The 24,298-nt window shown below is 60.9% G+C and carries 23 protein-coding genes; 8 read left to right on the plus strand and 15 right to left on the minus strand.

Annotated elements, in window-relative coordinates:
* The first annotated feature begins 59 nt into the window (after nucleotides 1–59).
* A complete protein-coding gene (locus tag AB6803_RS24065; protein ID WP_371111251.1) occupies nucleotides 60–833 on the plus strand; it encodes a DeoR/GlpR family DNA-binding transcription regulator in 774 nt (257 codons plus the stop codon).
* A 115-nt stretch (nucleotides 834–948) separates the two neighbouring features.
* Nucleotides 949–2,460, plus strand: coding sequence for a glycerol-3-phosphate dehydrogenase (glpD, locus tag AB6803_RS24070; protein WP_371111252.1), 1,512 nt, complete (start codon nucleotides 949–951; stop codon nucleotides 2,458–2,460).
* Nucleotides 2,461–2,476: 16 nt separating this feature from the next.
* On the opposite strand, the gene soxR is transcribed toward glpD, so the two are convergent.
* Entirely contained in the window at nucleotides 2,477–2,941 is a 465-nt protein-coding gene (gene soxR / locus AB6803_RS24075) for a redox-sensitive transcriptional activator SoxR (protein ID WP_371111253.1), read from the minus strand.
* 74 nt (nucleotides 2,942–3,015) lie between these two features.
* Between soxR and AB6803_RS24080 the strand changes: the two genes are divergently transcribed.
* Entirely contained in the window at nucleotides 3,016–3,591 is a 576-nt protein-coding gene (locus AB6803_RS24080) for an NADPH-dependent FMN reductase (protein ID WP_007690097.1), read from the plus strand.
* 185 nt (nucleotides 3,592–3,776) lie between these two features.
* Nucleotides 3,777–4,985, plus strand: coding sequence for an acyltransferase family protein (locus AB6803_RS24085; protein WP_371111254.1), 1,209 nt, complete (start codon nucleotides 3,777–3,779; stop codon nucleotides 4,983–4,985).
* Between the two features lie 67 nt (nucleotides 4,986–5,052).
* On the opposite strand, the gene AB6803_RS24090 is transcribed toward AB6803_RS24085, so the two are convergent.
* From AB6803_RS24090 to AB6803_RS24100, 3 genes are read right to left on the minus strand one after another with little or no spacing between them, the layout of a single operon-like run.
* Nucleotides 5,053–6,174: a mandelate racemase/muconate lactonizing enzyme family protein gene (locus AB6803_RS24090; protein ID WP_371111255.1), complete on the minus strand. Its 1,122-nt coding sequence runs from the start codon at nucleotides 6,172–6,174 to the stop codon at nucleotides 5,053–5,055.
* 21 nt (nucleotides 6,175–6,195) lie between these two features.
* Nucleotides 6,196–7,695 (minus strand): aldehyde dehydrogenase, encoded by a 1,500-nt coding sequence (locus AB6803_RS24095; RefSeq protein ID WP_371111256.1) that lies wholly within the window; start codon nucleotides 7,693–7,695, stop codon nucleotides 6,196–6,198.
* A gap of 1 nt (nucleotide 7,696) precedes the next feature.
* Entirely contained in the window at nucleotides 7,697–8,842 is a 1,146-nt protein-coding gene (locus AB6803_RS24100) for an iron-containing alcohol dehydrogenase (RefSeq protein ID WP_371111257.1), read from the minus strand.
* A 118-nt stretch (nucleotides 8,843–8,960) separates the two neighbouring features.
* On the opposite strand from AB6803_RS24100, the gene AB6803_RS24105 reads away from it, so the two are divergent.
* The gene (locus tag AB6803_RS24105; protein ID WP_371111258.1) at nucleotides 8,961–9,860 is read left to right on the plus strand and encodes a LysR substrate-binding domain-containing protein; all 900 of its coding nucleotides are present in this window, start codon (nucleotides 8,961–8,963) and stop codon (nucleotides 9,858–9,860) included.
* A gap of 72 nt (nucleotides 9,861–9,932) precedes the next feature.
* Here the strand turns inward: AB6803_RS24105 and AB6803_RS24110 are convergent, their stop codons facing one another.
* The 10 genes from AB6803_RS24110 to AB6803_RS24155 form a co-directional block, all read right to left on the minus strand.
* Complete coding sequence (locus tag AB6803_RS24110) at nucleotides 9,933–10,340, minus strand: F0F1 ATP synthase subunit epsilon (protein WP_012652646.1); 408 nt, start codon at nucleotides 10,338–10,340, stop codon at nucleotides 9,933–9,935.
* 75 nt (nucleotides 10,341–10,415) lie between these two features.
* Nucleotides 10,416–11,846, minus strand: coding sequence for a F0F1 ATP synthase subunit beta (atpD, locus tag AB6803_RS24115; RefSeq protein WP_371111259.1), 1,431 nt, complete (start codon nucleotides 11,844–11,846; stop codon nucleotides 10,416–10,418).
* Between the two features lie 23 nt (nucleotides 11,847–11,869).
* Nucleotides 11,870–12,754, minus strand: coding sequence for a F0F1 ATP synthase subunit gamma (locus AB6803_RS24120; protein WP_153368836.1), 885 nt, complete (start codon nucleotides 12,752–12,754; stop codon nucleotides 11,870–11,872).
* 29 nt (nucleotides 12,755–12,783) lie between these two features.
* On the minus strand, nucleotides 12,784–14,313 hold the full coding sequence (gene atpA, locus AB6803_RS24125) for a F0F1 ATP synthase subunit alpha (protein ID WP_371111260.1): 1,530 nt from the start codon (nucleotides 14,311–14,313) through the stop codon (nucleotides 12,784–12,786).
* Nucleotides 14,313–14,879, minus strand: a complete 567-nt coding sequence (locus AB6803_RS24130; protein ID WP_371111261.1) for a F0F1 ATP synthase subunit delta — start codon at nucleotides 14,877–14,879, stop codon at nucleotides 14,313–14,315. Before AB6803_RS24130 ends, atpA begins: the two co-directional genes overlap by 1 nt.
* Nucleotides 14,880–15,141: 262 nt before the next feature.
* The gene (locus tag AB6803_RS24135) at nucleotides 15,142–15,525 is read right to left on the minus strand and encodes a DUF4345 family protein (RefSeq protein ID WP_371111262.1); all 384 of its coding nucleotides are present in this window, start codon (nucleotides 15,523–15,525) and stop codon (nucleotides 15,142–15,144) included.
* A 108-nt stretch (nucleotides 15,526–15,633) separates the two neighbouring features.
* On the minus strand, nucleotides 15,634–17,865 hold the full coding sequence (locus AB6803_RS24140) for a primosomal protein N' (protein ID WP_371111263.1): 2,232 nt from the start codon (nucleotides 17,863–17,865) through the stop codon (nucleotides 15,634–15,636).
* 130 nt (nucleotides 17,866–17,995) lie between these two features.
* Complete coding sequence (locus tag AB6803_RS24145) at nucleotides 17,996–18,424, minus strand: hypothetical protein (RefSeq protein WP_183689795.1); 429 nt, start codon at nucleotides 18,422–18,424, stop codon at nucleotides 17,996–17,998.
* A gap of 126 nt (nucleotides 18,425–18,550) precedes the next feature.
* Complete coding sequence (locus AB6803_RS24150; RefSeq protein ID WP_371111264.1) at nucleotides 18,551–19,279, minus strand: uridylate kinase; 729 nt, start codon at nucleotides 19,277–19,279, stop codon at nucleotides 18,551–18,553.
* Nucleotides 19,276–20,232, minus strand: a complete 957-nt coding sequence (locus tag AB6803_RS24155; protein ID WP_371111265.1) for a GNAT family N-acetyltransferase — start codon at nucleotides 20,230–20,232, stop codon at nucleotides 19,276–19,278. The genes AB6803_RS24150 and AB6803_RS24155 overlap by 4 nt, the downstream gene beginning before the upstream one ends.
* A 243-nt stretch (nucleotides 20,233–20,475) precedes the next feature.
* Between AB6803_RS24155 and AB6803_RS24160 the strand changes: the two genes are divergently transcribed.
* From AB6803_RS24160 to AB6803_RS24170, 3 genes are all read left to right on the plus strand, one after another.
* Nucleotides 20,476–21,411 carry a tyrosine recombinase XerC gene (locus tag AB6803_RS24160; protein ID WP_371111406.1) on the plus strand — a complete coding sequence of 312 codons (936 nt, stop codon included), beginning with the start codon at nucleotides 20,476–20,478 and terminating at the stop codon, nucleotides 21,409–21,411.
* A 134-nt stretch (nucleotides 21,412–21,545) separates the two neighbouring features.
* Entirely contained in the window at nucleotides 21,546–22,637 is a 1,092-nt protein-coding gene (locus AB6803_RS24165) for a TraB/GumN family protein (protein WP_371111266.1), read from the plus strand.
* A gap of 94 nt (nucleotides 22,638–22,731) precedes the next feature.
* Nucleotides 22,732–23,775 carry a TraB/GumN family protein gene (locus AB6803_RS24170; protein WP_371111267.1) on the plus strand — a complete coding sequence of 348 codons (1,044 nt, stop codon included), beginning with the start codon at nucleotides 22,732–22,734 and terminating at the stop codon, nucleotides 23,773–23,775.
* On the opposite strand, the gene AB6803_RS24175 is transcribed toward AB6803_RS24170, so the two are convergent.
* On the minus strand, nucleotides 23,753–24,256 hold the full coding sequence (locus tag AB6803_RS24175) for a DUF2867 domain-containing protein (RefSeq protein ID WP_371111268.1): 504 nt from the start codon (nucleotides 24,254–24,256) through the stop codon (nucleotides 23,753–23,755). The two genes, AB6803_RS24170 and AB6803_RS24175, sit on opposite strands and share 23 nt — an antisense overlap.
* Nucleotides 24,257–24,298 lie beyond the last annotated feature (42 nt).

Consider the following 24,298-nt stretch of genomic DNA (forward strand, 5'->3'; position numbering starts at 1 on the left):
TGCGGAATTTTCACTTTATCATATGATGATGAAAAAACGAAAGAAAGGGAGCGCCGATAATGTTCCTATCGGGACGGCAAACAGAGATTCTGGAAATCGCCAAGGCTGAGGGTCGCGTGCTGGTGGAGGAACTGGCGTCGCGCTTTTCCGTGACGCCGCAGACCATCCGCAAGGACCTGAACGATCTCTGCGACGGACGCGTTCTATCGCGGGTCCACGGCGGTGCTATCTTCCCGGGCGGCACCGAAAACGTCAAATATGAAGCACGCCGCTCCATCGCCGCCCCGGAAAAACAGGCGATCGGCCGGGCCGCCGCCGGGCTCATCCCCAACAACAGCTCGCTTTTCATCAATATCGGCACCACGACGGAAGCGGTTGGCGAGGCCCTTCTCGGCCATCACGAACTGATGGTCATCACCAACAACATCAATGTTGCCAATAAGTTGCGGATCTTCCCATCGATCGAGGTCGTCATCGCCGGCGGCGTCGTGCGCGGCTCGGACGGCGGCATCGTCGGCGAAGCGGCGGTCGATTTCATCCGGCAGTTCAAGGTGGACTATGCCGTCATCGGCACTTCCGCCATCGATGCCGACGGCGCGCTTCTCGATTTCGATTTCCGCGAAGTGAAAGTGGCGCAGGCGATCATCGCCAATGCCCGCCACGTCATCCTGGTCGCCGACAGCACCAAGTTCGAACGCACCGCTCCGGTGCGCATCGGCCATTTGTCGCAAGTGCACACCTTCGTGACCGATGAATGTCGGGTCGAATCCGTGCGTATCGCCGCCGCCGAACACGGCGTTCGCCTGGTCGAAACCGCACGCCGGCAGAGCTGATCACACGCAAGGCCCGTCAAGAAACGTTCGTTTGACATTCGTATTGATTTCGCTTTAGATGGAAAAACTTTCGAATTTCCATCTCTCATGATGGCGGGTCTTTGCGGAGGGGCGCGTGAGCGAGCAGATCCACGACATTTTCGTCATTGGCGGCGGCATCAACGGCTGCGGCATCGCGCGTGACGCCGTCGGGCGCGGTTACAAGGTCGCGCTTGCCGAAATGAACGATTTCGCCTCCGGCACATCGTCCGGCGCCACCAAGCTGATCCATGGCGGCCTGCGCTATCTCGAACACTACGAATTCCGCCTCGTGCGCGAGTCGTTGATGGAGCGCGAAGTGCTCTGGGCGATGGCGCCGCACATCATCTGGCCGATGCGTTTCGTCCTGCCTTACCATAAGGGCGGCATCCGTCCGGCGTGGCTCATCCGCCTCGGCCTTTTCCTTTACGACCATCTCGGGGGCCGCAAACTGCTGCCGCCGACGGCGACGCTCGACATGAAAACAGACCCGGCGGGAAAGCCGCTGAAGTCGCTTTTCACCAAGGCCTTCGAATATTCCGACGGCTGGGTGGATGACGCCCGCATGGTCGTGCTCAACGCCCGCGACGCCGCCGATCGCGGTGCAACAATCATGCCGCGCACCAAGGTCATATCGGCCCGCCGCGACGGCGCCCTCTGGACGATCGAAACGCAGGATACGGTCACCGGCGAGAAGCGCCTCTTCAGATCGCGCATGCTGATCAACGCCGCAGGCCCCTGGGTCGATCACGTCCTCTCCGACGCCTTCGGCAGCAACCAGGCCCACAATGTCCGCCTGGTGCAGGGCAGCCACATCGTCGTCCGCAAGAAATTCGACGATCCGCGCGCCTATTTCTTCCAGAATCCGGACAACCGCATCATCTTCGCCATCCCTTACGAACAGGACTTTACCCTGATCGGAACGACGGATCGCGACTATAAGGACGATCCGAAGGATGTGAGGATTTCCGAAGAGGAAACCACCTATCTCTGCAACGCCGCCAGCGAATATTTCAAGGAGCCGGTTCGCCCCGAGGATATCGTCTGGACCTATTCCGCTGTGCGCCCGCTCTATGACGACGGCGCCACCAAGGCACAGGAAGCAACGCGCGACTACGTGCTGAAGGTCGAGGGCGCGGAAGGTCAGGCACCGCTGCTCAACGTCTTCGGCGGCAAGCTCACCACCTATCGCCGCCTGAGCGAACATGCGCTGGAAAAGATCGGCGAAGCCATCGGCCTCAAGGGCACCCCATGGACGGCCAAGAGCTCGCTACCCGGCGGCGATTTCCCGGCCAAGGGTTATGAAGCCGAAGTGGTCAAGCTGAAGGCACGTTATCCCTTCCTCGCCGACCCGCATGCGCGGCGGCTGGTGCGCCGCTACGGCACCCGCGCCATCATGATCCTCGGCAACGCCAAGACCTCAGCCGATCTCGGCCGCAATTTCGGCAGCGATCTCTACGAGGCGGAAGTGCGTTATCTGATGGCGCATGAATGGGCCTATACCGCCGCCGATGTCCTCTGGCGCCGTTCGAAGAAAGGCCTTTACCTCTCGAAGGACCAGGCCGCCGCGCTGGACGACTACATGGCCGGCGCGCGGGTCCACGCATAGGCTCCTGCCTTCCGTATCAACCTTCGGGATCGAGCAACCTCGGCCCCGGCCCTTCCTCGGCAAGCACGTCCCAGGGATTGCGCAACGGACAGCTTTGCATCGAAAGACAGCCGCAACCGATGCAGCCGTCGAGCTGGTCGCGCAGGCCCTGCAGCCGCCTGATCCGCGCGTCCAGATCATTCTTCCATTGCGCCGACAGATCCCGCCAGTCGGCGCCTGTCGGCATCCGGCTGTGCGGCAGTGTGTCGAGCGCTGCCTGGATCTCGGCAAGCGGGATCCCGACGCGCTGCGCCACCTTGATCACCGCCACGCGGCGCAGCACCTCGCGGGCGTAACGCCTCTGGTTACCGCGGCTGCGGTGGCTCTCGATCAGCCCCTTCGCCTCGTAGAAATGCAGCGCCGAGACCGCTACGCCGCTGCGCGCCGCCACCTCGCCCACGGTCAGCAATCTGGAAAATGAATCGGAGTCTATTTTTGTCATGACAGGCTATTGACCTCAACTTTACTTGAGGTTTTATAGCTCTTGCTCCGAAGCACGTAAAGCAGGAGCAACGCATGACTGAACCCACCCGCCTGGCAATTCTCTACGGCAGCACCCGCAAGGGCCGGCTATGCGACCGCGTGGTCAATTGGGTCGTCCGGGAACTGGCGCACTATCCGCTCATCGACATCGACGTCATCGATCCGCTCGATTTCGGCCTGCCGGTTCACCATGATGGCGAACATCCGGCGGTGGCAGCCCTTGCCGCACGTCTCTCGGACGCCGATGCCTTTATCGTCGTCACTCCGGAATACAATCACAGCTTCACGGCCTCGCTGAAATTCGTGCTCGATCTCGTCTACGAGCCATGGCAGGGCAAGCCGGTCGCCTTCGTTTCCTATGGCGGCATTTCCGGCGGGCTGCGCGCAGTCGAGCAGTTGCGGCTGGTCTTTGCCGAACTGCATGCGGTCACCGTGCGCGACACGGTCAGCTTCGCCAATCCCTGGGGCCGCTTCGCCGAAGACGGCTCTCTCGAAAACCCGATCGAGGCGCGCCAATCGCTGGTGCGGATGATCGCGCGGCTGCATTGGTGGAGCGCAGCATTGAAGCCCGCCCGGGAGACACGCCCCTATCGCTCCGTCGCGGCTTAAGCGTTCGTCCACAATAGCCAACACCGCTCTTCCGTTTCTGGCAGGTACGGAAGACCGGCTCGGCGCCCGGGCCTGCGCCGCATGCGTCCGGGCGTCTTTCTCCTCCTCAGTCGATCAAGCCACACCCTTGCCGACGCCGCCTCGATGGCCTAACCCAATATCCAGGTGGTTCCAGAGGGATGAGGATGGAGCAAGAGAAGCGACTGGGAGGAGCGGATTTCATGCGCGCCGTGGCGTGCCTGATGGTACTCGTTCATCATCTGGCGCTGCGGATGGATTTCAACCATGTCCCCGATGCGTTGGCCACGCCCTTCATACTGGCGCGCTTCGGCAATTACGGCGTATCGGTCTTTTTCGTTCTGAGCGGCTTCCTGCTGTCCCGCCCCTTCTGGCTGGCGCTTGATAAGAGCTTGCCGCCGCCGTCGCTGACAATCTATGCCATGCGCCGCGTCGCTCGCATTCTGCCCGGCTTCTGGGTTGCCCTGACCGTCGGCTTCATGCTGAGCTTCACGATCTACGATTTCCCCCTCGATGGCGAATTGGTCGAGCGCTACATTGCCGGCTTCTTCCTGATGAGCCAATGGCATTGGCGCACCCTCTTTCCAGTGGAGGGTGATGGGCCACTTTGGTCGATACCCTTCGAGACGACCTGCTACCTCTTGCTGCCGATCGGCTTCCTGCTGCTCAATTCGGGCCGGAAATTGCACGCCGCTCCGCTCGCTCGCCTCCTCTGGATCTGCGCCGTTACCGCGGCGCTTCTCGGCCATTGGCTGATCGTCACCTATATCCCGACCGATAGTGTCGAGCGGGGCTGGCAATACGGCTTCCAGGGCGGCGCTAAGGAATGGATGCCGCGCTATAATCCGATCGGCTTTTTTGGGATATTCGCTATCGGCACTCTGGCGGCAGGCATCCAGACCATGATCCAGGCGAAGCGCTCACCGGTCTACGATATAGTGGCCATCCTTGCCGCCATAGCCGGTGTGTTCGCGGTCGTAGCTTCTATCGGCGGCGCCGGAGAAGGCTACGGCTGGCTCGGCATTCCCTATGGCTTTCCGCTTTTTCCGCTGGCCGTGGCTATCGCGCTTTACGCTCTGCCGCAATCGGCCTTCCTGGGACAGGTTCTCGACAATCGTCTCAGCCGCTATATCGCCAGCGTCTCCTTCGGCGTCTATATCTGGCAGGATATCGTTTTGATGTTGATGAAGAAGCTGTTCCCATGGAGCTTCGGCACGGGCTCCGATGACGTGCTCGGCGGATGGTTCACGTCGAGCCTCATCGCGACCGTCATCATCTTTGCGATCGGCACCCTCAGCTATGTCCTGCTGGAGCGCCCCGTCATGCGCTGGGCTCGCACCCGCGAGCAATCGGCAAGCAAGACCGTCCAAGCCTGACAAAAAGGCCGCCCAACGGATACCGCTGGACGGCAAAGAAGCTCGGCTAGGGTTGCCGAGCATCCTGTCAGATACGCGTGGCATTCAAGCGCTCTTCATCGAGAACGACGCCGAGACCGGGGGCCTCTCCAAGATCCAGCCAGCCAGCCTGATGCTTGAGCGGCGACGCCATCGGATAGTCACGGCGGGCCTCGCTCCATTCTGGATTGTCATAGGGATATTCGAGCCAGGCGACATCGCCGACACCTGCGGAGAGATGCGCGTTCGCCAGCACGCCGATGCCGTTCGTCCACGAATGTGGGGTGAACTGCACGCCGGCCTCTCGCGCCTGATAGGCCAACCGCCGGCAGCCGGTGATGCCGCCGACCAGCGCCACGTCGGGCTGGACGACATCGAAGGCGCGTTCCTCGATGATATCGCGGAATTCATAGAGCTCGCGCGTCATCTCGCCGCCGGCAATGCGCAGCGATGTCGCCTGCTTCAGCTCCTTCATGCCCTTGCGGTCGGAGCGGTGCAGCGGCTCTTCCATCCAGTAGACGCCGAGCCGTTCGAGCTCCCTTGCCACCGCCAGCGCGTCCTTGAAGGTCCAGGACAGCGTCGTGTCCCAGGGCATGCGCCAACCCTGGTTACAATCGACCATCAGCTCCAGCCGGTCGCCGACCCGGCCACGAACCGCCTCCAGCGCCTTAACATCGTCGCGCCAGCCGCTGCGGCCGCCTGATGACGAGGAGAAGCGCACCTTCATCGCCGGAAAGCCTTCCGCGATATAGCGCTCCGCCTGCTCCGCCATCGCGGCCGGCTCGCGCAACACGCCGGATGAGGCGTAGAGCCGCACGCGGCTGGCGCGACCACCGAGCATCCGCCAGACCGGCTCGCCGGTAATCTTGCCGGAGAGATCCCACAACGCCAGATCCATCGGCCAGCAGCGGCCATAGTGGAAATTGATATGCGACAGGACTTCGTAGTGGCGCTCCAGATGCCGAGGGTCCTCACCGATGAACAGATCCTCATGCCCCTCGAAACCCTTCATCAGGTCGCCGGAGCCGATGCCCTCGCGGCCCTCATCATCGCGGACGCGAACGATCGTCGCGTCGAAATTCCGGCGCGGCCGGCCGTCCCAGCTCGCCTTGAACGGCGGGTCGAGCGGCAACCGGTGATGGCTGATCTCAATGGAAACGATCTTGCTCATGATAGTGCCTCCCTGCAAACCTCAGCCGAACTGCTGCCAGATGGTCTTGTAGTCGCAATATTTGTCGATCGCATGCACCGAGCGGTCGCGGCCAAAGCCGGATTGCTTGAAGCCGCCGAAGGGCGTAGCGAAATTCGACATGTCATAGGTATTGATCCACACCGTACCCGCGTGGATCGCCTCGGAAAAGCGATGGGCGCGGTCCATGTCTTTGGTGAAGACAGCACCGGCAAGGCCATAGATCGTGTCGTTGGCGATCCTCAGCGCCTCCTCTTCGGTATCGAAGGGGATGGCGGCCAGCACCGGCCCGAAAATCTCCTGCCGGGCCAGGCTCATATCATTGGTCATGTCGACGAAGACGCCGGGCGAGACATAGTAGCCGCCGGTCTCGCTCAGCACCCGCTCAGCCCCGAAGGCGCGGCGTGCGCCTTCCTTCTCGCCAGCGGCAATCATCGAAAGCACCTTGTTCATATGCTCCTCCTCGATCAGCGCCCCGATCTGGGCGGCAGGGTCGAGCGGATGCTTCAGCGCGATATCCAAGCGCGTCACCGCCTCGATCTTTGCGATCAGCTTATCTTGCACTGAACGCTGCACGATCAGCCGCGTCGAGGCATGGCAGGTCTCTCCGGAATTGTAGAAGCAGCCCCAGGCGACAGCACTCGCCGCCGCATCGAGATCCGCATCTTCGAAGACCACCAGCGGCGACTTGCCGCCGAGTTCCAGCGCCACGCGCTTGACGTTCGATTGCGCCGCATAGCCCATGATCAGCTTGCCGACCTCGGTCGAGCCGGTGAAGGCGATCATGTCGACATCCATGTGCAGCGCCAGCGGCTTGCCCGTCTCCTCACCATAGCCGGTGACGACATTGAGGACACCGGCGGGCAGGCCCGCTTCGAAGCCAAGTTCGGCAAGACGGATCGCCGAGAGCGAGGATTGCTCCGCCGGCTTCAGCACCACTGAATTGCCGGCAGCAATGGCCGGCCCCAGCTTCCAGGCATCGATGATCATCGGATAGTTCCAGGGCGTGATCGCACCAATGACGCCGAGCGGCACCTTGCGCACCAGAGCGCGGGCATTCGGGCCGGTCGGCGCGATCTCATCATAGATCTTGTCAATCATCTCGCCGTAGAACTGGATACCGTCGGCACAGAGGCGGACATCGACCGTGAGCGATGCCATGACGGGCTTGCCGACATCCAGCGTCTCCAGCATGGCGAGCTCCTCGCCATGGGCGCGGATCAGCTCGGCCCATTTCAGCATGATTCTCTTCTTTTCCAGCGGTTCCTTCTTGCGCCAGACACCGCTTTCGAAGGCGGCGCGCGCAGCCGTTACGGCCGTGTCAATATCCGCCGCGTTGCCACGCGCCAGTTGCGCGCCCTGCTTGCCGTCCATCGGGCGGATGCGGGTGAAAGTCTCGCCGGAAGAGGAAGCCCGATAGGCACCATCGATGAAATGCCGCCCCTCAAGCGTCAGGACGGAGAGCACATTCTCCCAATAGTCACGCGTATAGTCCATGGTCATCTCAAATTCCTTTCGGCAATGCCATCACGGCAGCGGCGAAGCGGTCGATATCGGCATCCGTCACATCGCGGATGGTCGAACGCCGCATCGGTTGGTTTTCCGGAGCGCGCATTTCCTGCGCCAGATCAGTCGCATTGAAGGGCTTGAAGGCGGCCGGCAAGGCGCGGACGATGCCGCAGCGATCCATCCAGTCGGAGACAAAGGCGGGCAGCGCGGCAGCACTTTCGAGGCCGCAGGCTTTTGCGGCGGCATTGAGCTCAGCCGTATCCGCGTCGACCAGCCATGGCAGCGTTGCCTCAAAACCGAGTGCGGTCGCCAGCCCATGATGGACCGGTGCAAGGCCGGCGAGAGCATGGCTGATATTATGCGCGATCGCCGTGCCGCAATTGTCGATGGCGATGCCGGCGAAGCAGGAGCCGAGCAACACATCGCCGCGCGCTTCGAGATTGCCGGGCTCCTTCACCGCCGTCTCCAGCGCGCCGGTGATCAACCGCAGCGCCTGATGCGCATAAAACTGCGCGCCTCGTTGCGTGTTGCGGTTGGTCGCCGCCTCGAAGGCGTGGATAAAGGCGTCGAGGCCGCACCAGGCGGTGAGGCTGGTGGGCAGCGTCGTGGTCAAAGCGGGATCGAGAATGACGAGATCGGCCTTGGTTTCCGGCCCCCAGATCCAGAGCTTCTTGCCCTCCGGACCGGCGAAGATGTTGGTGGCCGAGGTCTCCGAACCGGTTCCGGCAGTGGTCGGCACCATAATCTTCTTCAAAGGCGTCTTCGGTAGCGGGTTGACGGCCAACGCATAGAACATCGGGTCGGCGCCGGAAGCGGCGCAACAGGCGACGATCTTGGCGATATCCAGGGCCGAGCCGCCACCGACGCCGATCACCATATCCGCGCCCTTCGCCGCCTCTATCGCTGCACGGAGATGCGCGAGCTTCGGCTCACCGGCGAAATCCGAGAAGATCCGTGTCGAGATCCCTGCCTCGGCCAGATCGGCCTTGATCCGGTCCGCGAGGCCCGATTGCGCCAGAAACGCATCGATCACGAGAAGAGTAGCAGTGATCCCATCGAAGGATTTGACGGCGGTGGCAAGACCGGCGAGCGCGCCGTCACCAAAGCGGATGTCAGGAATGGCGGAAATGGAAAAGGACACGGCAGGTCACCTAAGAAAATGCGGTCGATTATGATCTCCTCATCCTGCATCACAATTTCAGCTCTTCAAATCCGGGCATTTATCAGGGATATTGATAATCTGAAGTTATGGAGAGACGATGCTTGAGAAAATACCACTGGAGGCCTTCCGCGTGTTCGATGCCGCAGCCCGCGCCATGAATTTTTCCCGCGCCGGCCGTGAGCTGAACATCACCCAGGCGGCCGTCAGCCGGCGCATCAAGGGGCTGGAGGATCATCTGAGCGCCCCCCTCTTCACCCGGCGCGGGAGGAACCTGGCGCTGACGCCGGAGGGCGAGCGGCTGTTTCAGCGCGTGCGGGCGACACTCGAATATCTCGAGGAGAGTCTGGAGCCTTTCCGCGCGGGCACCGGTGAGATTATCTCCATCGCCGCCAGCGGTTCGATCTCGCATCTCTGGCTCGGGAAGAGGCTCCGAGATTTCGGCAAGGAAAGCCCCGGCATCTCCGTGCGCCTGCTGACGACGGACGTGCATTCGGAGCTGGCGTCGGAGACCAACGATCTCATCATCATCTACTCCACCGGCGAACATCCGCGCTGGAACCTGACGCCGCTGATGAAGGAAGTGCTGGTGCCGATCGCCTCGCCGGACTACCTCGCAAGCCGTGGCCTCGATCCGCAGGCGCTTACCTCGGCGAATATCGCCGGGCTGGATCTGATCGACTACGAGCGCGCCAACGCCCACTGGATCAGCTTTCGCCAATGGTTCGGCCGCGTCGGCGATCCGTTGAAGGGCAAGCTGCCGCGACCGCGGCTCTCCTTCTCCACCTATATCATGGCGGTCGAAGCTGCCTTGCGCGGCGAAGGCATCGCGCTCGGCAGCCTTGGGCTCATCGAAGACTATCTGCGCTCCGGCGCACTGGTCACGATCGGCAACGACCAGGTCGAAAGTGGCTTCGGCTACTATCTTGGCGCGCCACGTTTCCGAACCCTCTCACCCGAGGCCGGACAGTTGCACCGGCACCTGCTGGCAAACCAATAGCCTCGGCAGCGCAACAAAAAAGCGGCCGGGAAAGGCCGCTTTCGTTCGGAACCACCGACTGAACTCTAGGGATCAATCCTTCTGGATCGAGCCGCTCAGATGCGTGAGTTCCATGATGAAATGCTCAAGCCGGGACTTGTGCTCGTGATGCTCGGCATCTTCGAGTTCGGCCTTGGCGGCATTGATGCGGCGCGTCAGCTCATCCTGGTTCAGATCTTCAACCGGGATCGCGGACTCGGCCAGCAGCGTGCAGCCGGTCGGCAGAATGTCGGCGAAACCGCCGAACACGACGTAATCCTGCTTCTTACCCGAAGCCGAATGCACCTTGACGACGCCCGGCTTGATCGTGGTCATGGTCGGCGCATGATGGGCCATGACGGTCATCTCGCCTTCGCTGGCGGGAATGACGACATCGATAACCTGCTCCGACAGAAGCAGACGCTCCGGAGACACCAGTTCGAAATTGAAATTGTCAGCCATGACCGGTCACTTCTCGATTGTCTTCATTTCAAGGCAACGGCGCACGCAAAACCGCGCGCCGTTGGATTGGCCTTATCAGGCAGCCAGCTTCTTGGCCTTTTCGATCGCTTCTTCGATCGAGCCGACCATGTAGAAAGCAGCTTCCGGCAGGTGATCGTAGTCGCCGTTGACCAGGCCCTTGAAGCCCTTGATCGTGTCTTCGAGAGCAACGAGCTTGCCCGGCGAACCGGTGAAGATTTCGGCGACGAAGAACGGCTGCGACAGGAAGCGTTCGATCTTACGAGCGCGGGCAACGGCCAGCTTGTCTTCTTCCGACAGTTCGTCCATGCCCAGGATCGCGATGATGTCCTGGAGAGCCTTGTAACGCTGCAGGGTCGACTGGACCTTACGAGCGATTTCATAGTGCTCTTCACCAACGACCAGCGGGTCGAGCATGCGCGAGGTGGAGTCGAGCGGGTCGACGGCCGGGTAGATACCCTTTTCAGCGATCGAGCGCGACAGAACCGTCGTTGCGTCCAAGTGGGCGAACGAGGTCGCCGGCGCCGGGTCGGTCAAGTCGTCGGCCGGAACGTAAATGGCCTGAACCGAGGTGATCGAACCCTTGGTCGTCGTGGTGATACGTTCCTGCATCTGGCCCATGTCGGTCGCAAGCGTCGGCTGATAACCAACGGCCGAAGGAATACGGCCGAGCAGAGCCGACACTTCCGAACCCGCCTGGGTGAAGCGGAAGATGTTGTCGACGAAGAACAGAACGTCCTGGCCTTCATCGCGGAAGTTTTCAGCAACCGTCAGACCGGTCAGAGCGACGCGAGCGCGGGCGCCTGGCGGTTCGTTCATCTGGCCGTAAACCAGCGCAGCCTTGGAGCCTTCGCCGCCACCGTGCTTGTTGACGCCGGATTCGATCATTTCGTGGTAAAGGTCATTGCCTTCGCGGGTACGTTCACCCACGCCCGCGAACACCGAGTAACCACCGTGCGCCTTGGCGACGTTGTTGATCAATTCCATGATCAGAACGGTCTTGCCGACGCCGGCGCCGCCGAACAGGCCGATCTTACCGCCCTTTGCGTAAGGCGCGAGCAGGTCGACGACCTTGATGCCGGTGACCAGGATCTGGCCTTCGGTGGACTGCTCGACGTAAGACGGAGCTTCCTGGTGGATCGAGCGCTTGTGAGCGGTGATCAGCGGACCAGCTTCGTCAACGGGCTCGCCGATGACGTTCATGATACGGCCGAGCGTTTCGTAACCAACCGGAACCGAGATCGGCGCGCCGGTGTCGGACACGGGCTGGCCGCGGACCAGACCTTCGGTGGAGTCCATGGCGATCGTGCGGACCGAGTTTTCGCCGAGGTGCTGCGCGACTTCCAGAACAAGGCGATTGCCGTTGTTGCTGGTTTCGAGAGCATTCAGGATCTTCGGCAGATCGCCATCGAAATGAACGTCAACGACGGCGCCGATAACCTGCGTAACCTTGCCGACCGAAACTGCGGCCTTAGCTGCGTCAGCCATAATCTTACCCTCTTTTCCTAACCTCAGAGCGCTTCCGCGCCCGAAATGATTTCAATCAATTCCTTGGTGATCTGCGCCTGACGCTGGCGGTTGTAGCTCAGCGTCAATTTGTTGATCATCTCACCGGCATTGCGCGTCGCATTGTCCATCGCGCTCATCTTGGAGCCCATCTCGCCGGCAACGTTCTCAAGGAGCGCGCGGAAAATCTGGACCGAAATGTTGCGCGGGATCAGGTCCGCGAGGATCGAAGCCGCATCCGGCTCGTATTCATAAACAGCGCCCTTGTGGGCGGCATCTTCCTCGACGACAGCCGGAGCCGACGCCGGGATAAGCTGCAGTCCCGTCGGAACCTGGCTGATCACCGACTTGAACTCGGAATAGAACAACGTGCAGACGTCGAATTCACCGGCCTCGAACATCTCGATGATGCGCTTGCCGAGAGCATCGGCATTTTCGAAGCCCACGCGCTTGACGTCACGCAGTTCCTTGCGCTCGATGATCAGCGAAGCGAACTCACGGCGCAGAATATCGTAGCCCTTCTTGCCGACGGTGAAGATCTTCACGGTCTTGCCTTCGGCGAGCAGCTTGCGGACGTGATCCCGGGCAAAGCGGGCGATCTGCGAATTGAAGCCGCCGCAAAGGCCGCGTTCAGCCGTGCAGACCACGAGCAGATGCACATCGCTTTTGCCGGTGCCGGTCATCAGAAGCGGCGCACCGTCAGCATCGCTGACGGCAGCCGTGATGTTGGCAAGAACGGCGCCCATGCGCTGCGAATAGGGCCGTGCGGCCTCAGCCGCCTCCTGGGCACGCCGAAGCTTCGCCGCGGCGACCATTTTCATCGCCTTGGTGATCTTCTGCGTCGCCTTGACGGAGGCGATCCGGTTTTTCAGATCCTTAAGTGAAGGCATCCGGTATCCGTCCTAGAAGTGAGGTCCGATCAGGCGAAAGACTTGGCGTAGCTGTCGAGAGCAGCCGTAAGCTTGCTCTTGGTCGCGTCGCTGATGGCCTTTTCGGTGCGGATCGTATCGAGGAGTTCCTTGCCTTCCGACCGGAGGTACGAAAGCAGGCCCTGCTCGAACTTGCCGATCTGCGGAACGGCGATCTTGTCGAGGTAGCCGTTGACGCCGGCGAAGATCACCGCAACCTGCTCTTCCACCTTCAGCGGCGAGAACTGCGGCTGCTTCAGAAGTTCGGTCAGGCGTGCGCCACGGTTCAGCAGGCGCTGCGTTGCGGCATCGAGGTCCGAGCCGAACTGGGCGAAGGCGGCCATTTCGCGATACTGGGCGAGTTCACCCTTGATCGAGCCGGCAACCTGCTTCATCGCCTTGATCTGCGCGGACGAACCGACGCGCGAAACCGACAGACCGACGTTAACGGCCGGACGGATGCCCTGATAGAACAGGTCGGTTTCGAGGAAGATCTGGCCGTCGGTGATCGAGATCACGTTGGTCGGAATGAAGGCCGAAACGTCGTTACCCTGCGTTTCGATGACCGGCAGAGCGGTCAGCGAACCGGCGCCCAGTTCGTCGTTCATCTTGGCAGCGCGCTCGAGGAGACGCGAATGCAGGTAGAAAACGTCGCCCGGATAGGCTTCGCGGCCCGGCGGGCGGCGCAGCAACAGCGACATCTGACGGTAGGAAACGGCCTGCTTCGAGAGATCGTCATAGCCGATCAGGGCATGCATGCCGTTGTCGCGGAAATATTCGCCCATAGCGCAACCGGCGAACGGTGCCAGGAACTGCATCGGAGCCGGATCAGACGCCGTTGCGGCGACGATGATCGAGTACTTCAGAGCGCCGCGCTCTTCGAGCACCTTGACGAACTGAGCAACGGTCGAACGCTTCTGGCCGACGGCGACGTAGACGCAGTACAGCTTTTCGCTGTCCGGGCCGGCATCGTGGATGGCCTTCTGGTTCAGGATCGTGTCGAGAATGATCGCGGTCTTGCCGGTCTGGCGGTCACCGATGACCAGCTCGCGCTGGCCGCGGCCGACCGGGATCAGCGCATCGATGGCCTTCAGGCCGGTCGACATCGGCTCATGAACCGACTTGCGCGGGATGATGCCCGGAGCCTTGACATCGACGCGCGAACGGCGGGTCGCGTTGATCGGGCCCTTGCCGTCGATCGGGTTGCCGAGCGCGTCAACGACGCGGCCGAGCAGTTCCGGACCGACCGGAACGTCGACGATCGCGCCAGTACGCTTGACGGTGTCGCCTTCCTTGATGTCGCGGTCAGAGCCGAAGATGACCACGCCGACATTGTCGGATTCGAGGTTCAGGGCCATACCACGGATGCCGCCGGGGAACTCGACCATTTCACCGGCCTGGACATTGTCCAGACCGTAGACACGGGCGATACCGTCACCGACGGAAAGAACCTGGCCGACTTCGGAGACTTCGGCTTCTTGGCCGAAATTTTTAATCTGATCTTTCAGAATTGCGGAAATTTCCGCGGCGCGGATATCCATCAGCCGACCTCTTTCAATGCAAGCTTAAGGGTAGAGAGTTTGGTGCGAAGGGACGTATCGATCTGGCGCGAACCAACCTTGACGATCAGGCCACCGAGGATCGACGGATCAACGGTAACGGCAATCGCCACGTCCTTGCCGGTGACGCCCTTCAGCGCCGCCTTCAGTTCATTTTCCTGCGCCTTCGTCAGCGCATGGGCCGAGGTGATCTCGGCGGTAATTTCACCGCGATGCTCGGCGGCAATGATACGGAAAGCCTTGATCATGCCCGGCAGCGCAAAAAGGCGCCGGTTGCTGGCCACGACTTTCAGGAAATTGGTAAAATAGGCACCGAAGCCTGCCTTGGTCGCCAGAGCCTGAACTGCGCCAACCTGCTCTTCGGCCGAAAAGACTGGGCTTACGACAAAGCGCTTCAGATCATCGCTGTCGTCCAGCATGGCTTGGAACCGATCAAGATCGGCGGTCACGGCCGGAACGGCACCCTCTTCAAGGGCCAGCTCGAACAATGACGAGGCATATCGCTCTGCAACACCAGAAATATGCTGGGATGTGTCTGCCACGGGCACAAAATTCCCTGATTTCAACCCAAGAATCCGGCTTCCGAGGCACGGAAGCCACATGCTCTTGAATTCGTTTTGATTTCCCCCAGAAATCAACAGGAGCTTCCTCCTGCCGCATCCGAAATTCGGGGTTCGTCTAACATAGGATATTGAGACTCGCAACACGCGTATTCGCCGAATACGCCATTCGAGTGAATTTATGATGGCAAAAGTTCAGAACCATGGGGATAGAGCGGGTAATGACAGCCGGAGCGCGACCGATTTTGGCTCAAATGTAACCAAATCCGTAAAGAAGGGGTAGAGCCGCCAAGGCAGCCTGAACAACCAGAAGCAGCAGATTGAGCCACGCGCTTCCCCGGTCGGACATGATCGAGAGGATGCGACCGAAGGCGGCGATCGCAAAAGACGCTCCGAGCGCCATATAAATCATCGGCTGGCCCAGCAATATGGCGACAACACCGAAGCCAAGATAGAAACCGCCGGCCGAGCGCGCCTCGGCATAGGCTTCCGTTCGCCCTTCGCGCACCTGCAGCCGAAGAAAGCGATAGGTGTAGCCCGGCGCGAACATCACGACGAGGCCGATGAAGGCCGTAAATGCTGCCGAGCAATAGGCAAGCCGCTCGCCCAGGTCAGTCGGAAAATAGAACTCCATCGATCGTCCCCAAATCAGCCCAAATCAAATCAACCATATGAAGAGATCAGCATATGGCATGAAGCGACGGAACAGGGGAAGACGTGGCGGCGACGCTGAGGACAGGAATCACAAAAAGCTCTGCGGATCGATATCGAGCTGAACATGCACCGAGCCGCGCTCCTTCGGCGCCTGTGCCAGCATCGCCCGCAAAAACCCCTGCATGTCGGAATTGCGCTTGCCGTGCACCAGCAGGCGGAAGCGATGGCGGCCACGCACCAAGGCAAGCGGCGCTTCCGCCGGCCCAAGAACGGAGATACCCTGCACCTGCGGCGCCGCGCTACGCATGCTGCGCGCATGGGTCTCGGCATCCTGGCGGGTTTCGGCCGAAACGATGATCGAGGCAAGCCGTCCGAAAGGCGGCAGCACCGCTCTCTCCCGTTCTGAAATCTCGCGCTCGTAAAAGGCGCTGGCATCGCCGGAGACGATTGCCTGCATGACCGGATGCTGCGGCTGGTAGGTTTGCAGCAGACCATGGCTCTTGAGGCCGGTTCGCCCGGCGCGACCTGTCACCTGCGACAGGAGCTGGAACGTCCGCTCGGCGGCGCGCGGATCGCCATTGGCGAGGCCGAGATCGGCATCGATAATGCCGACCAGCGTCATCAGCGGGAAATTATGCCCCTTGGCGACGAGCTGCGTGCCGATGACGATATCCGCCTCGCCCTTGGCGATGGCGTCGAGCTCCAGCCGCAGCCGTTTGACGCCGCCCATGATGTCGGATGACAGCACGATGGTTCGCGCATCGGGAAAATGTCGCTCCACTTCCTCGGCAATGCGCTCGACGCCCGGCCCGCAGGCAACGAGATGGTCGAGCGTGCCGCATTCCGGGCATGCCTCGGGCGTCCGCTCGGCATAGCCGCATTGATGGCACTGGAGCTGGCCGCGAAACCGGTGCTCCACCAGCCAGCTCGAACATTGTGGGCATTGGAAGCGATGACCGCAGACCCGGCAGAGTGTCAGCGGCGCATAACCGCGCCTGTTGAGGAACAGCAGCGATTGCTGACCCTTCTCCACCGTCTTACCGATCGCCCGGATCAGCAACGGCGACAGGAAGCCTCCGCGCTCCGGCGCATGCCGGCGCATATCGACCAGATGCAGGTCCGGCATTGCTGCATCGCCGAAGCGGGTCGGCAGATGAATGGTGCTGTAGCGCCCGCTCTGGCCGTTGACCTGGCTCTCGACCGAGGGCGTTGCCGAGACCAGCACGACCGGGAAATCAGCGATGCGGCCGCGTACGACCGCCATGTCGCGGGCATTATAATAGACGCGATCTTCCTGCTTATAGGCGGGATCATGCTCTTCATCGACGATGATCAGGCCGAGATCCTCAAACGGCAGGAACAGCGCCGAGCGCGCGCCGGCAACCACGCGCACTTCGCCGGTCACCGCCTGCCGCCAGACCTTTTCGCGCGTGCGTGGCGCCAGATCCGAATGCCATTCGGCCGGCTTGGCGCCGAAGCGATCCTGGAACCGCTCGAGGAAGCTCGCCGTCAGCGCGATTTCCGGCAGAAGGATCAGCACCTGCTTGCCACGCTTCAGCGTCTCGGCAATCGCCTCGAAATAGACCTCTGTCTTGCCCGAACCGGTAACCCCGTCGATCAGCGAGACGGAGAATTCCTGTTTGCGCACCTCGGTCAGGATCTCATCAGCCGCTTCGCGCTGCGGGCCTTCGAGCCGCGAGGCGGCATAGTCCGGATCCGGCTTGGCAACGAGGGGCGGCGGGGGCAGGAAGACGGTTTCGAAGACGCCCTGCGTGATCAGCCCGTCGATGACGCTTGTCGAAACGCCGGCGGCATGAGCGAGACCAGAGCGGGTCCATGAGAGGCCATCCTTCGCCATCTCCATCACCCGCACGCGCGCCGGCGTCAGCCGCTCCGGTGCGCCACCGGCAAAACGCAGGCCCTCGACCATCGGCTCGGGATCGAAGGCCGCCGGTACGCGCAGCGCCATGCGGGCAACGAGGCCGGGCGGCGACAGCGTGTAGGCCGCGACCCAGTCGATGAAGTCGCGCATCTCCTTGGCAAGCGGCGGGCAATCGAAGACACGGCTGATCGGCCGGAGCTTCTTCGGATCAACCCCACCTTCGTCGCCACCATCCCAGACGACGCCGATTACCTGCCTCGGCCCAAGCGGCACCTGCACGACCGAGCCGGGCTCGACCGCCATGCCTTCCGGCACCGCATAGGAATAAGGCTTCGGCGCCGGCATGGGCACCAGAACCGGGACCGTGCGGGTCATCACAGCCTTAGCGGGCGCGGCCTCGAACAGCGCACCGAACAGATCGGAAGAATCTTTACTCATTGCGCCAGACCATGCCCCGAGCGGCGGCAAAAGGGAACCCGGGACTAGCACCAAGCCACTCGCAAAATGCGGACGGTCTGCAAGCAGTCCTGAATATCAGGACTTGCGTGGCAAATGTCGCCAACCGCCGCTATCGACTCTTTGCCTGCCATATAGCTACTGCAATCCAAAAAAGCATGAACAAAGGCAATGGAAGCAATTTCTGGATAGAGACCCATGTATCAATATTCAAAATTACCGCTGAAATGCAGAAAATGATCACGATGCCAAAAGCGCATGCAGATAGTCCAAAATATGTCTGTCGCCATTGCCTATTCGATAGGGGTGATCGCTCTTCGAGCAGCATGTTTTGAGTGCCTTTGATCTGCATGGCCAACACTGCGAACATGACGGCGGCCGGTAAATATGTGAGGGAATGCCGAATTTTGATGGAATTAGCCGTTACCTCGAACAGAGAGTGATCCACTGTATACAGCGTATAGGCGATGCCGCTGTTGAGGGCCAAAACAAGGATAGAACGCCAGAGTATGCTCCAAAACACATGGACAAATCTGATCATCGTTCCCCTCCATCGCGAAACTCCCGATCGAAGCGACAGTTTTGCATTTGATATTTGCAGTCTCGCAAAATTGCCGTGAACGCTCCCGCCCCGAATGGTGGCATCTGCTACCGAAATCCGTGAATATCAGAGACTTCGCGATACTGCAGAAAGCCTGCCATCTCCACGAACCCGAAGAGCAGGCTGTTCAAAATTGTCATTGTTGAAAATTGCATCGGCAGCAGAAGCAGGTGCACACAAGCGCTGATAGAGATCAAAAGCCGGCCGGTACCGATCGGCATAAAGCTGACGTGTGACCTCCGCTCCCCCGAGATGCCCGGCGTCACGATCTATGCCTCGTTGTTCGGACACATGTTCGGAGGTTTCGACGAAGATCGCCAGGTCCCATCCGTCACGCAACTCAGGTCGTTGCAGAAAAGTGCCATCCACGATGAGGATCGCGTCCGCCGCAGCGATTTGCAGGTCTTGCTCGACCGGCTGGTCGCTATCGAGGTCAAATGAGGCCGTACGGTACCAGCCATCGCCACCCGGCCCCAAAGGAGAGAGAAGCAGCGCATTGATGGCGGGAAGGTCGCGCGCGTCGTAGTAATAGCCCTCGGCGGAATGCCGCCCACGCGCATAGCGTTCTGCCCTTGGCCTGTGGAAGCCATCGATCGATGTGCGAATAACGTCCCGGCCTTTGGCCGCGAGACAACTGGCCAGTTCGTTCGCCAGCGTCGTTTTCCCGGATGCCGTCCTCCCATCGACCGCAACACGAATGGGCCTCGCCGATTCCACGTTTGCAATCATGACGGCGAGGTCATTCAACAAGGTTGCCCTCAATGAGGGCGTCTCATCGCCGACAACAGCGCTCATGCGGAATGTTCCCTGACCTCGGCGACCATGTCCGCAGGCTCAGCCGGCGCGCTCATCGGCGCAAACGTCGCATTGCCATCACGAGCCAGATCAAACACCGTATGCTTCTCCAGCGCCTTCGTCACCTCGTTGACGTCGCCGTCGAGATGCTCGGCTGGGATCAGATTGCCGATCAGGAAGTCGAAGCGGTCGCCGCGCTTGTTGAGGAGCTCGTGGAACACCGTCATGTCGCGCAGCTCCGTCGACCATTTGGCGAACCAGTAGAACAGGCCGGAATTGCGCGCCGTCAGATGCACCGGCAAGATCGGCAGATTGTATTTGCGCGCGAGCCCGACGGCCGAGGTCTTCCACGGCCGCTCGTTCAGTCTGCCATTTGCCCAATAGGCGATGCGGCCGGACGGGAAGAGCACTGTGACCTTGCCTTCGGCAACGGCGCGATTGGTGATTTGCAGCGTCTCGCGCGTCTTCAGCTTGCTCTTGTATTCGTCGCGCCATTCGACCGGAATGATCATCTCGGAAAAGCGCGGATTGACCCGCACAGCGTCGCGATTGGCAAAAACCATCATGTCGGGCCGGCGCGATTTCAGGAGGTCGAATACCGCGACGCCGTCGGCAATGCCGGTCGGATGGTTTGAGACGAGAATGAAGCCGCCGGAAGCAGGAATACGCTCGGCATGCGTCACGCCAATGTCGAGCTTCAGCAGGTCGCTCATATATTCGAAGCACTGGAAGCCCGGCAGCTTGGCGACGTCATCGGCGAATTCGATCGCCTTGTTGTAGCGCAGCAGCGTATAGAGAAAGGGCCGCATCACCGGCCAGAGCGGGTTGCGAACGATCTTCTGGCCGCGCTCGGCGATCAGCGTATCGACGATATGTCCGGGCTGGCCCTGGGACACCAAAGCGATCGCTTCTGCAAGTTGTCCCAATGCAGTTATCGAACCGCGACGTGCCATGAAATGCCCTGGATGGTTGGGTTGTACTCTATCGCAATCGAATATGATCGAAGCATGACAAGCGCCTCGCGCATAACCACTTAAATCCGATTTGGTTTAAGGAACAGCTTATACGCAGTTGAAAAGGACTACTGTGTTCTTTCCGCACGCAAAGGAAGCGCGGCGCAGTAGGATTGTTAGCGATTCCATAACCTTCCCCACTTCAAAGTGGCAGAATGATTTTGGAATTCAAGGGGTTTTCCACTGAACGAGTTGCTGATCATTGCCGATCCCAAGTTGATGGACGAGCGCAGCCGCTGGTTGGAGGTGCTCGGCCAGGAACGCCGGCTTTCCGCCCATACGCTGGATGCCTATGAGCGCGACACCCGGCAATTCCTGACCTTTCTGACCGGCCATCTCGGCGGTCCGGCAAGCATCAAGGATATCCAAGCGTTGCGGCCGGCCGATTTCCGCGGCTTTCTCGCCGCGCGCCGCAAGGATGGCGCCGGCGCGCGGTCGCTTGGGCGCAATCTCGCCGGCCTTCGTTCACTTTTGCGCTATCTCGAAAAGAAGGGTCTGGTGAACGCCGCCGGCGCCGGCGCGGTACGCTCGCCAAAGCAGCCGAAGTCCCTGCCGAAGCCGCTATCCGACACCCAGGCCATCACCGTCGTCAGCGACGAGGCGCAGATGCACGAGGAGCCCTGGATCGCCGCGCGCGATGCGGCGGTGCTGACCCTGCTCTATGGCTGCGGCCTGCGCATCTCCGAGGCACTGGACCTGACGCCGGACGATATCCGCCCCGGCGTGACGGCGCTGCGCATTACCGGCAAGGGCAACAAGACGCGGCTGGTACCGCTCTTGCCCATCGTCGTCGAAGCGGTCGAAAGATACCGCGCGATCTGCCCCTATCAGCTAGACGCTGGCTCTCCCCTTTTCCGCGGCGCGCGCGGTGGCAAGCTGCAGGCCGGCATCATTCAGCGCGGCATGCAGAAACTGCGCAGCGCCTTCGGCCTGCCGGACACGGCAACGCCGCATGCGCTACGCCATTCTTTCGCCACGCACCTGCTTGCGGGTGGTGGCGACCTGCGCACGATCCAGGAATTGCTCGGCCATGCCAGCCTCTCGACGACGCAGGTCTATACCGGCGTCGATCAGTCGCGCCTGCTGGAAGTCTATGATCGGGCTCATCCGCGCGCGTAAGAAAGCGTTAACCCCTCGTGTTAAGGGAAAATGCGCTTCGGGCGGATAGAGCAGAGACCAGTTTCGGCATGATCCTGTCGGGAGGCTGCGTCGCAGCTTTCGGGGATCGCATATTCTGCTTTCGGAAGGTTGGGATGATATCTGCTCTCGGGATCAAGACGGCGCGGCTGACGGCAGCGAGGCCCGGTGATATTCTCCTCTGGCTGGCGACGGCTTTTCCGGTGATGCTGATGATCGCGCTGATCGTTGCGGTATTGTCGTCGGTACCGGCACATGCCGACGAGACCGCATCCGACAGCTGCGGCGGCAAGAACCTGATGACGGAGCTGCAAAAGACCGATCCCGCGAAATACGCCTCGATCCTTGCCGATGGCGACAAGGTCGCGAACGGCAAAGGCATTTTCTGGAAGATCGAAAAGCCCGGCCTTAAGCCCTCCTGGCTGCTCGGCACCATGCATGTCAGCGACACGCGCGTCACGACCATGCCGAAGGGTGCGGCCGAGGCCAGCGCCGCGGCCGATACGATCATCGTCGAATCCGATGAAATCCTCGACGACAAGAAGGCGGCCGCCGCCCTCTTCGTCAATCCGTCGCTGACCATGCTGCCCGACGGCGGGACCATCGGCCAGCATCTCTCGCCCGAAGACAATGCCCGGCTGGAAGCGGCCCTGGCGCAGCGCGGCGTGCCGCTTGCCGCCGTTTCCCACATGCAGCCCTGGCTGATTTCAAGCTCCTTCCAGATGACCGGCTGCGAAATCCGCCGCAAGGCGTCCGGTATCAAATTCCTCGATCAGAAGCTCGCCGCCGATGCCACTGCGGCCGGCAAGCAGGTCAAGGGCCTGGAGACGCTGGCCGAACAGGCCAAGGCGATGAGCGACCTGCCGATCGAGCTGCACCTGAAATCGCTGCTCCAGACGCTGGAACTCGGCGACAGGATCAACGACATCAACGAAACCATGACCGACCTCTATCTCACCGGCAATGTCGGCGCGATCATGCCGATGCTGAAGAATATCGACCCGGACCAGAACCTGTCCGACGACGACGCCAGCACCTTCGAGCAGCGCATCGTGCTCGACCGCAACAAGGTGATGGGCGAACGCGCAGCCCCGATCCTCGCCAAGGGCAACGTCTTCATGGCTGTCGGCGCGCTGCATCTGGCGGGCGACGAGGGTTTGGTGGCGCTGCTGCGCAAGCAGGGCTTTACGGTGACGGCAGTCGATTGAATCGGCAGACCTCCACCCCACAACTATCACTTGAATTAGACAAATCTGCCGGTCATACTGCCGTGACGTTGTTCCGACACGCATCCGGATTTTCATGAGAAACAGCTCCCTTGGACGTTTGCGAAACCGCCTTGGCCGCGCGGTGTCCCGCATTGCCGCGCCTCTCCTGTTAGCCGCCTTTCTTTCCACACCATCCGGTTCGCCCGCATTGGCGGATAATGCCGGGAATTGCTCCGGCAAGAACATTCTTCTGCAACTGCGCGAAACCGACCCATCACGCTACCGGGCAATGATGGACGACGCATCGAAGGTCACAAACGGCCACAGCATTTTCTGGAAGATCGAAAAACCCGGCGTGGAGCCTTCCTGGCTTTTCGGGACCATACATTCCAACGATGCACACGTGCTCGAATTGAGCGACAAATTTCATGACGCCTTCGACAAGATCGACACCCTCGTCCTAGAGCTGAAGGAAGTCTCAAATCCCAATGCGATCGCCATGGAACTGTTCAAGCATCCGGAGCTGACGATGCTGCCGGCAGACAAAACGCTGGATCATCTTCTGCCGGCGGAAGAGACCGCGCAGATCGCAGCCGGGCTTGCGAAAAAAGGCATACCGATCGCCGCGGTCCTTCGCATGCGCCCCTGGTTCCTTTCCATGGGATTGCTGACGTCCTGCGGCGACCCAAACTCCAAAGATGGATACGTCCTGGACAGACGATTGGCCGAGCAGGCGGAGGAGAATGGCGTGGATGTCGAGGGCCTCGAAACGCCGCTTGAGCAATTTCAGGCGATGGCAGACCTCCCCGACGAGGCGATGATGAAAGATCTACTTGATGTCTTCAAATTGCCCTACAGCACGAACGACATGATAAAGACTTTGGTCGAGCTTTATTCGACTGGGAATAGCGGCTTGATGAAAGCCTTTTCCGAAGACCTGTCCGACGACAAGACCGCCACCCTCGCACTGAGCAAACGCGTCATCATCGACCGCAATGAGGTGATGGCGAAGCGCATCCTGCCCTATCTCGACAGGGGGAATGTGATGATGGCCGTCGGTGCCCTTCACCTCCCGGGCGATCGCGGCGTGGTCGAGTTGCTGCGCAAGCAGGGCTTTACAGTGACGGCAGTCGACTGACGCGCTTGCCGAAATCAGCAAGCATCGTCTGGACAATCAGCCGGTGGAATGGCGTGATCACGGCGAGATAGATCTTGCCGAGCAGGATGTTCCGCTTCACCAGCGTCGTCGCATCGACGAGCCGGCGTCCCTCACCATCATCCCGCACATCGATCACGACGCGGAAATCGAGGTGCTTGTCATCGAATCCAAGAACGACCTGGTTGTCCGATTTGCTGACAACCGGGAAGAAGCCGACCATCTCCGGCCCGTCCGGTGCACGATATTCGGAGGATTTCAGGCCGAAAACGCCCGTCACTGCGTCGCGCAGCCTCAGCAGTGACCGCACCCAGAGCGGAAAATGGTCGAGTATCATGCCCGCAGCGGCGATCGCCGTAAAATCCGATGTCGGAACCTGCAGCTCGAAACAATCCGCCCAATCCGCGCCCGGCAATGCAGGGTGTGGCATACGTGGTTTAACCATTATGGGCTTTGCCGGCATGGTCTCATCCTCTGTCTGAGCTTCCGCAAACTAGCACAATCG

The sequence above is a fragment of the Rhizobium sp. RCC_161_2 genome (assembly GCF_041355235.1).
Lineage (GTDB): Bacteria > Pseudomonadota > Alphaproteobacteria > Rhizobiales > Rhizobiaceae > Rhizobium.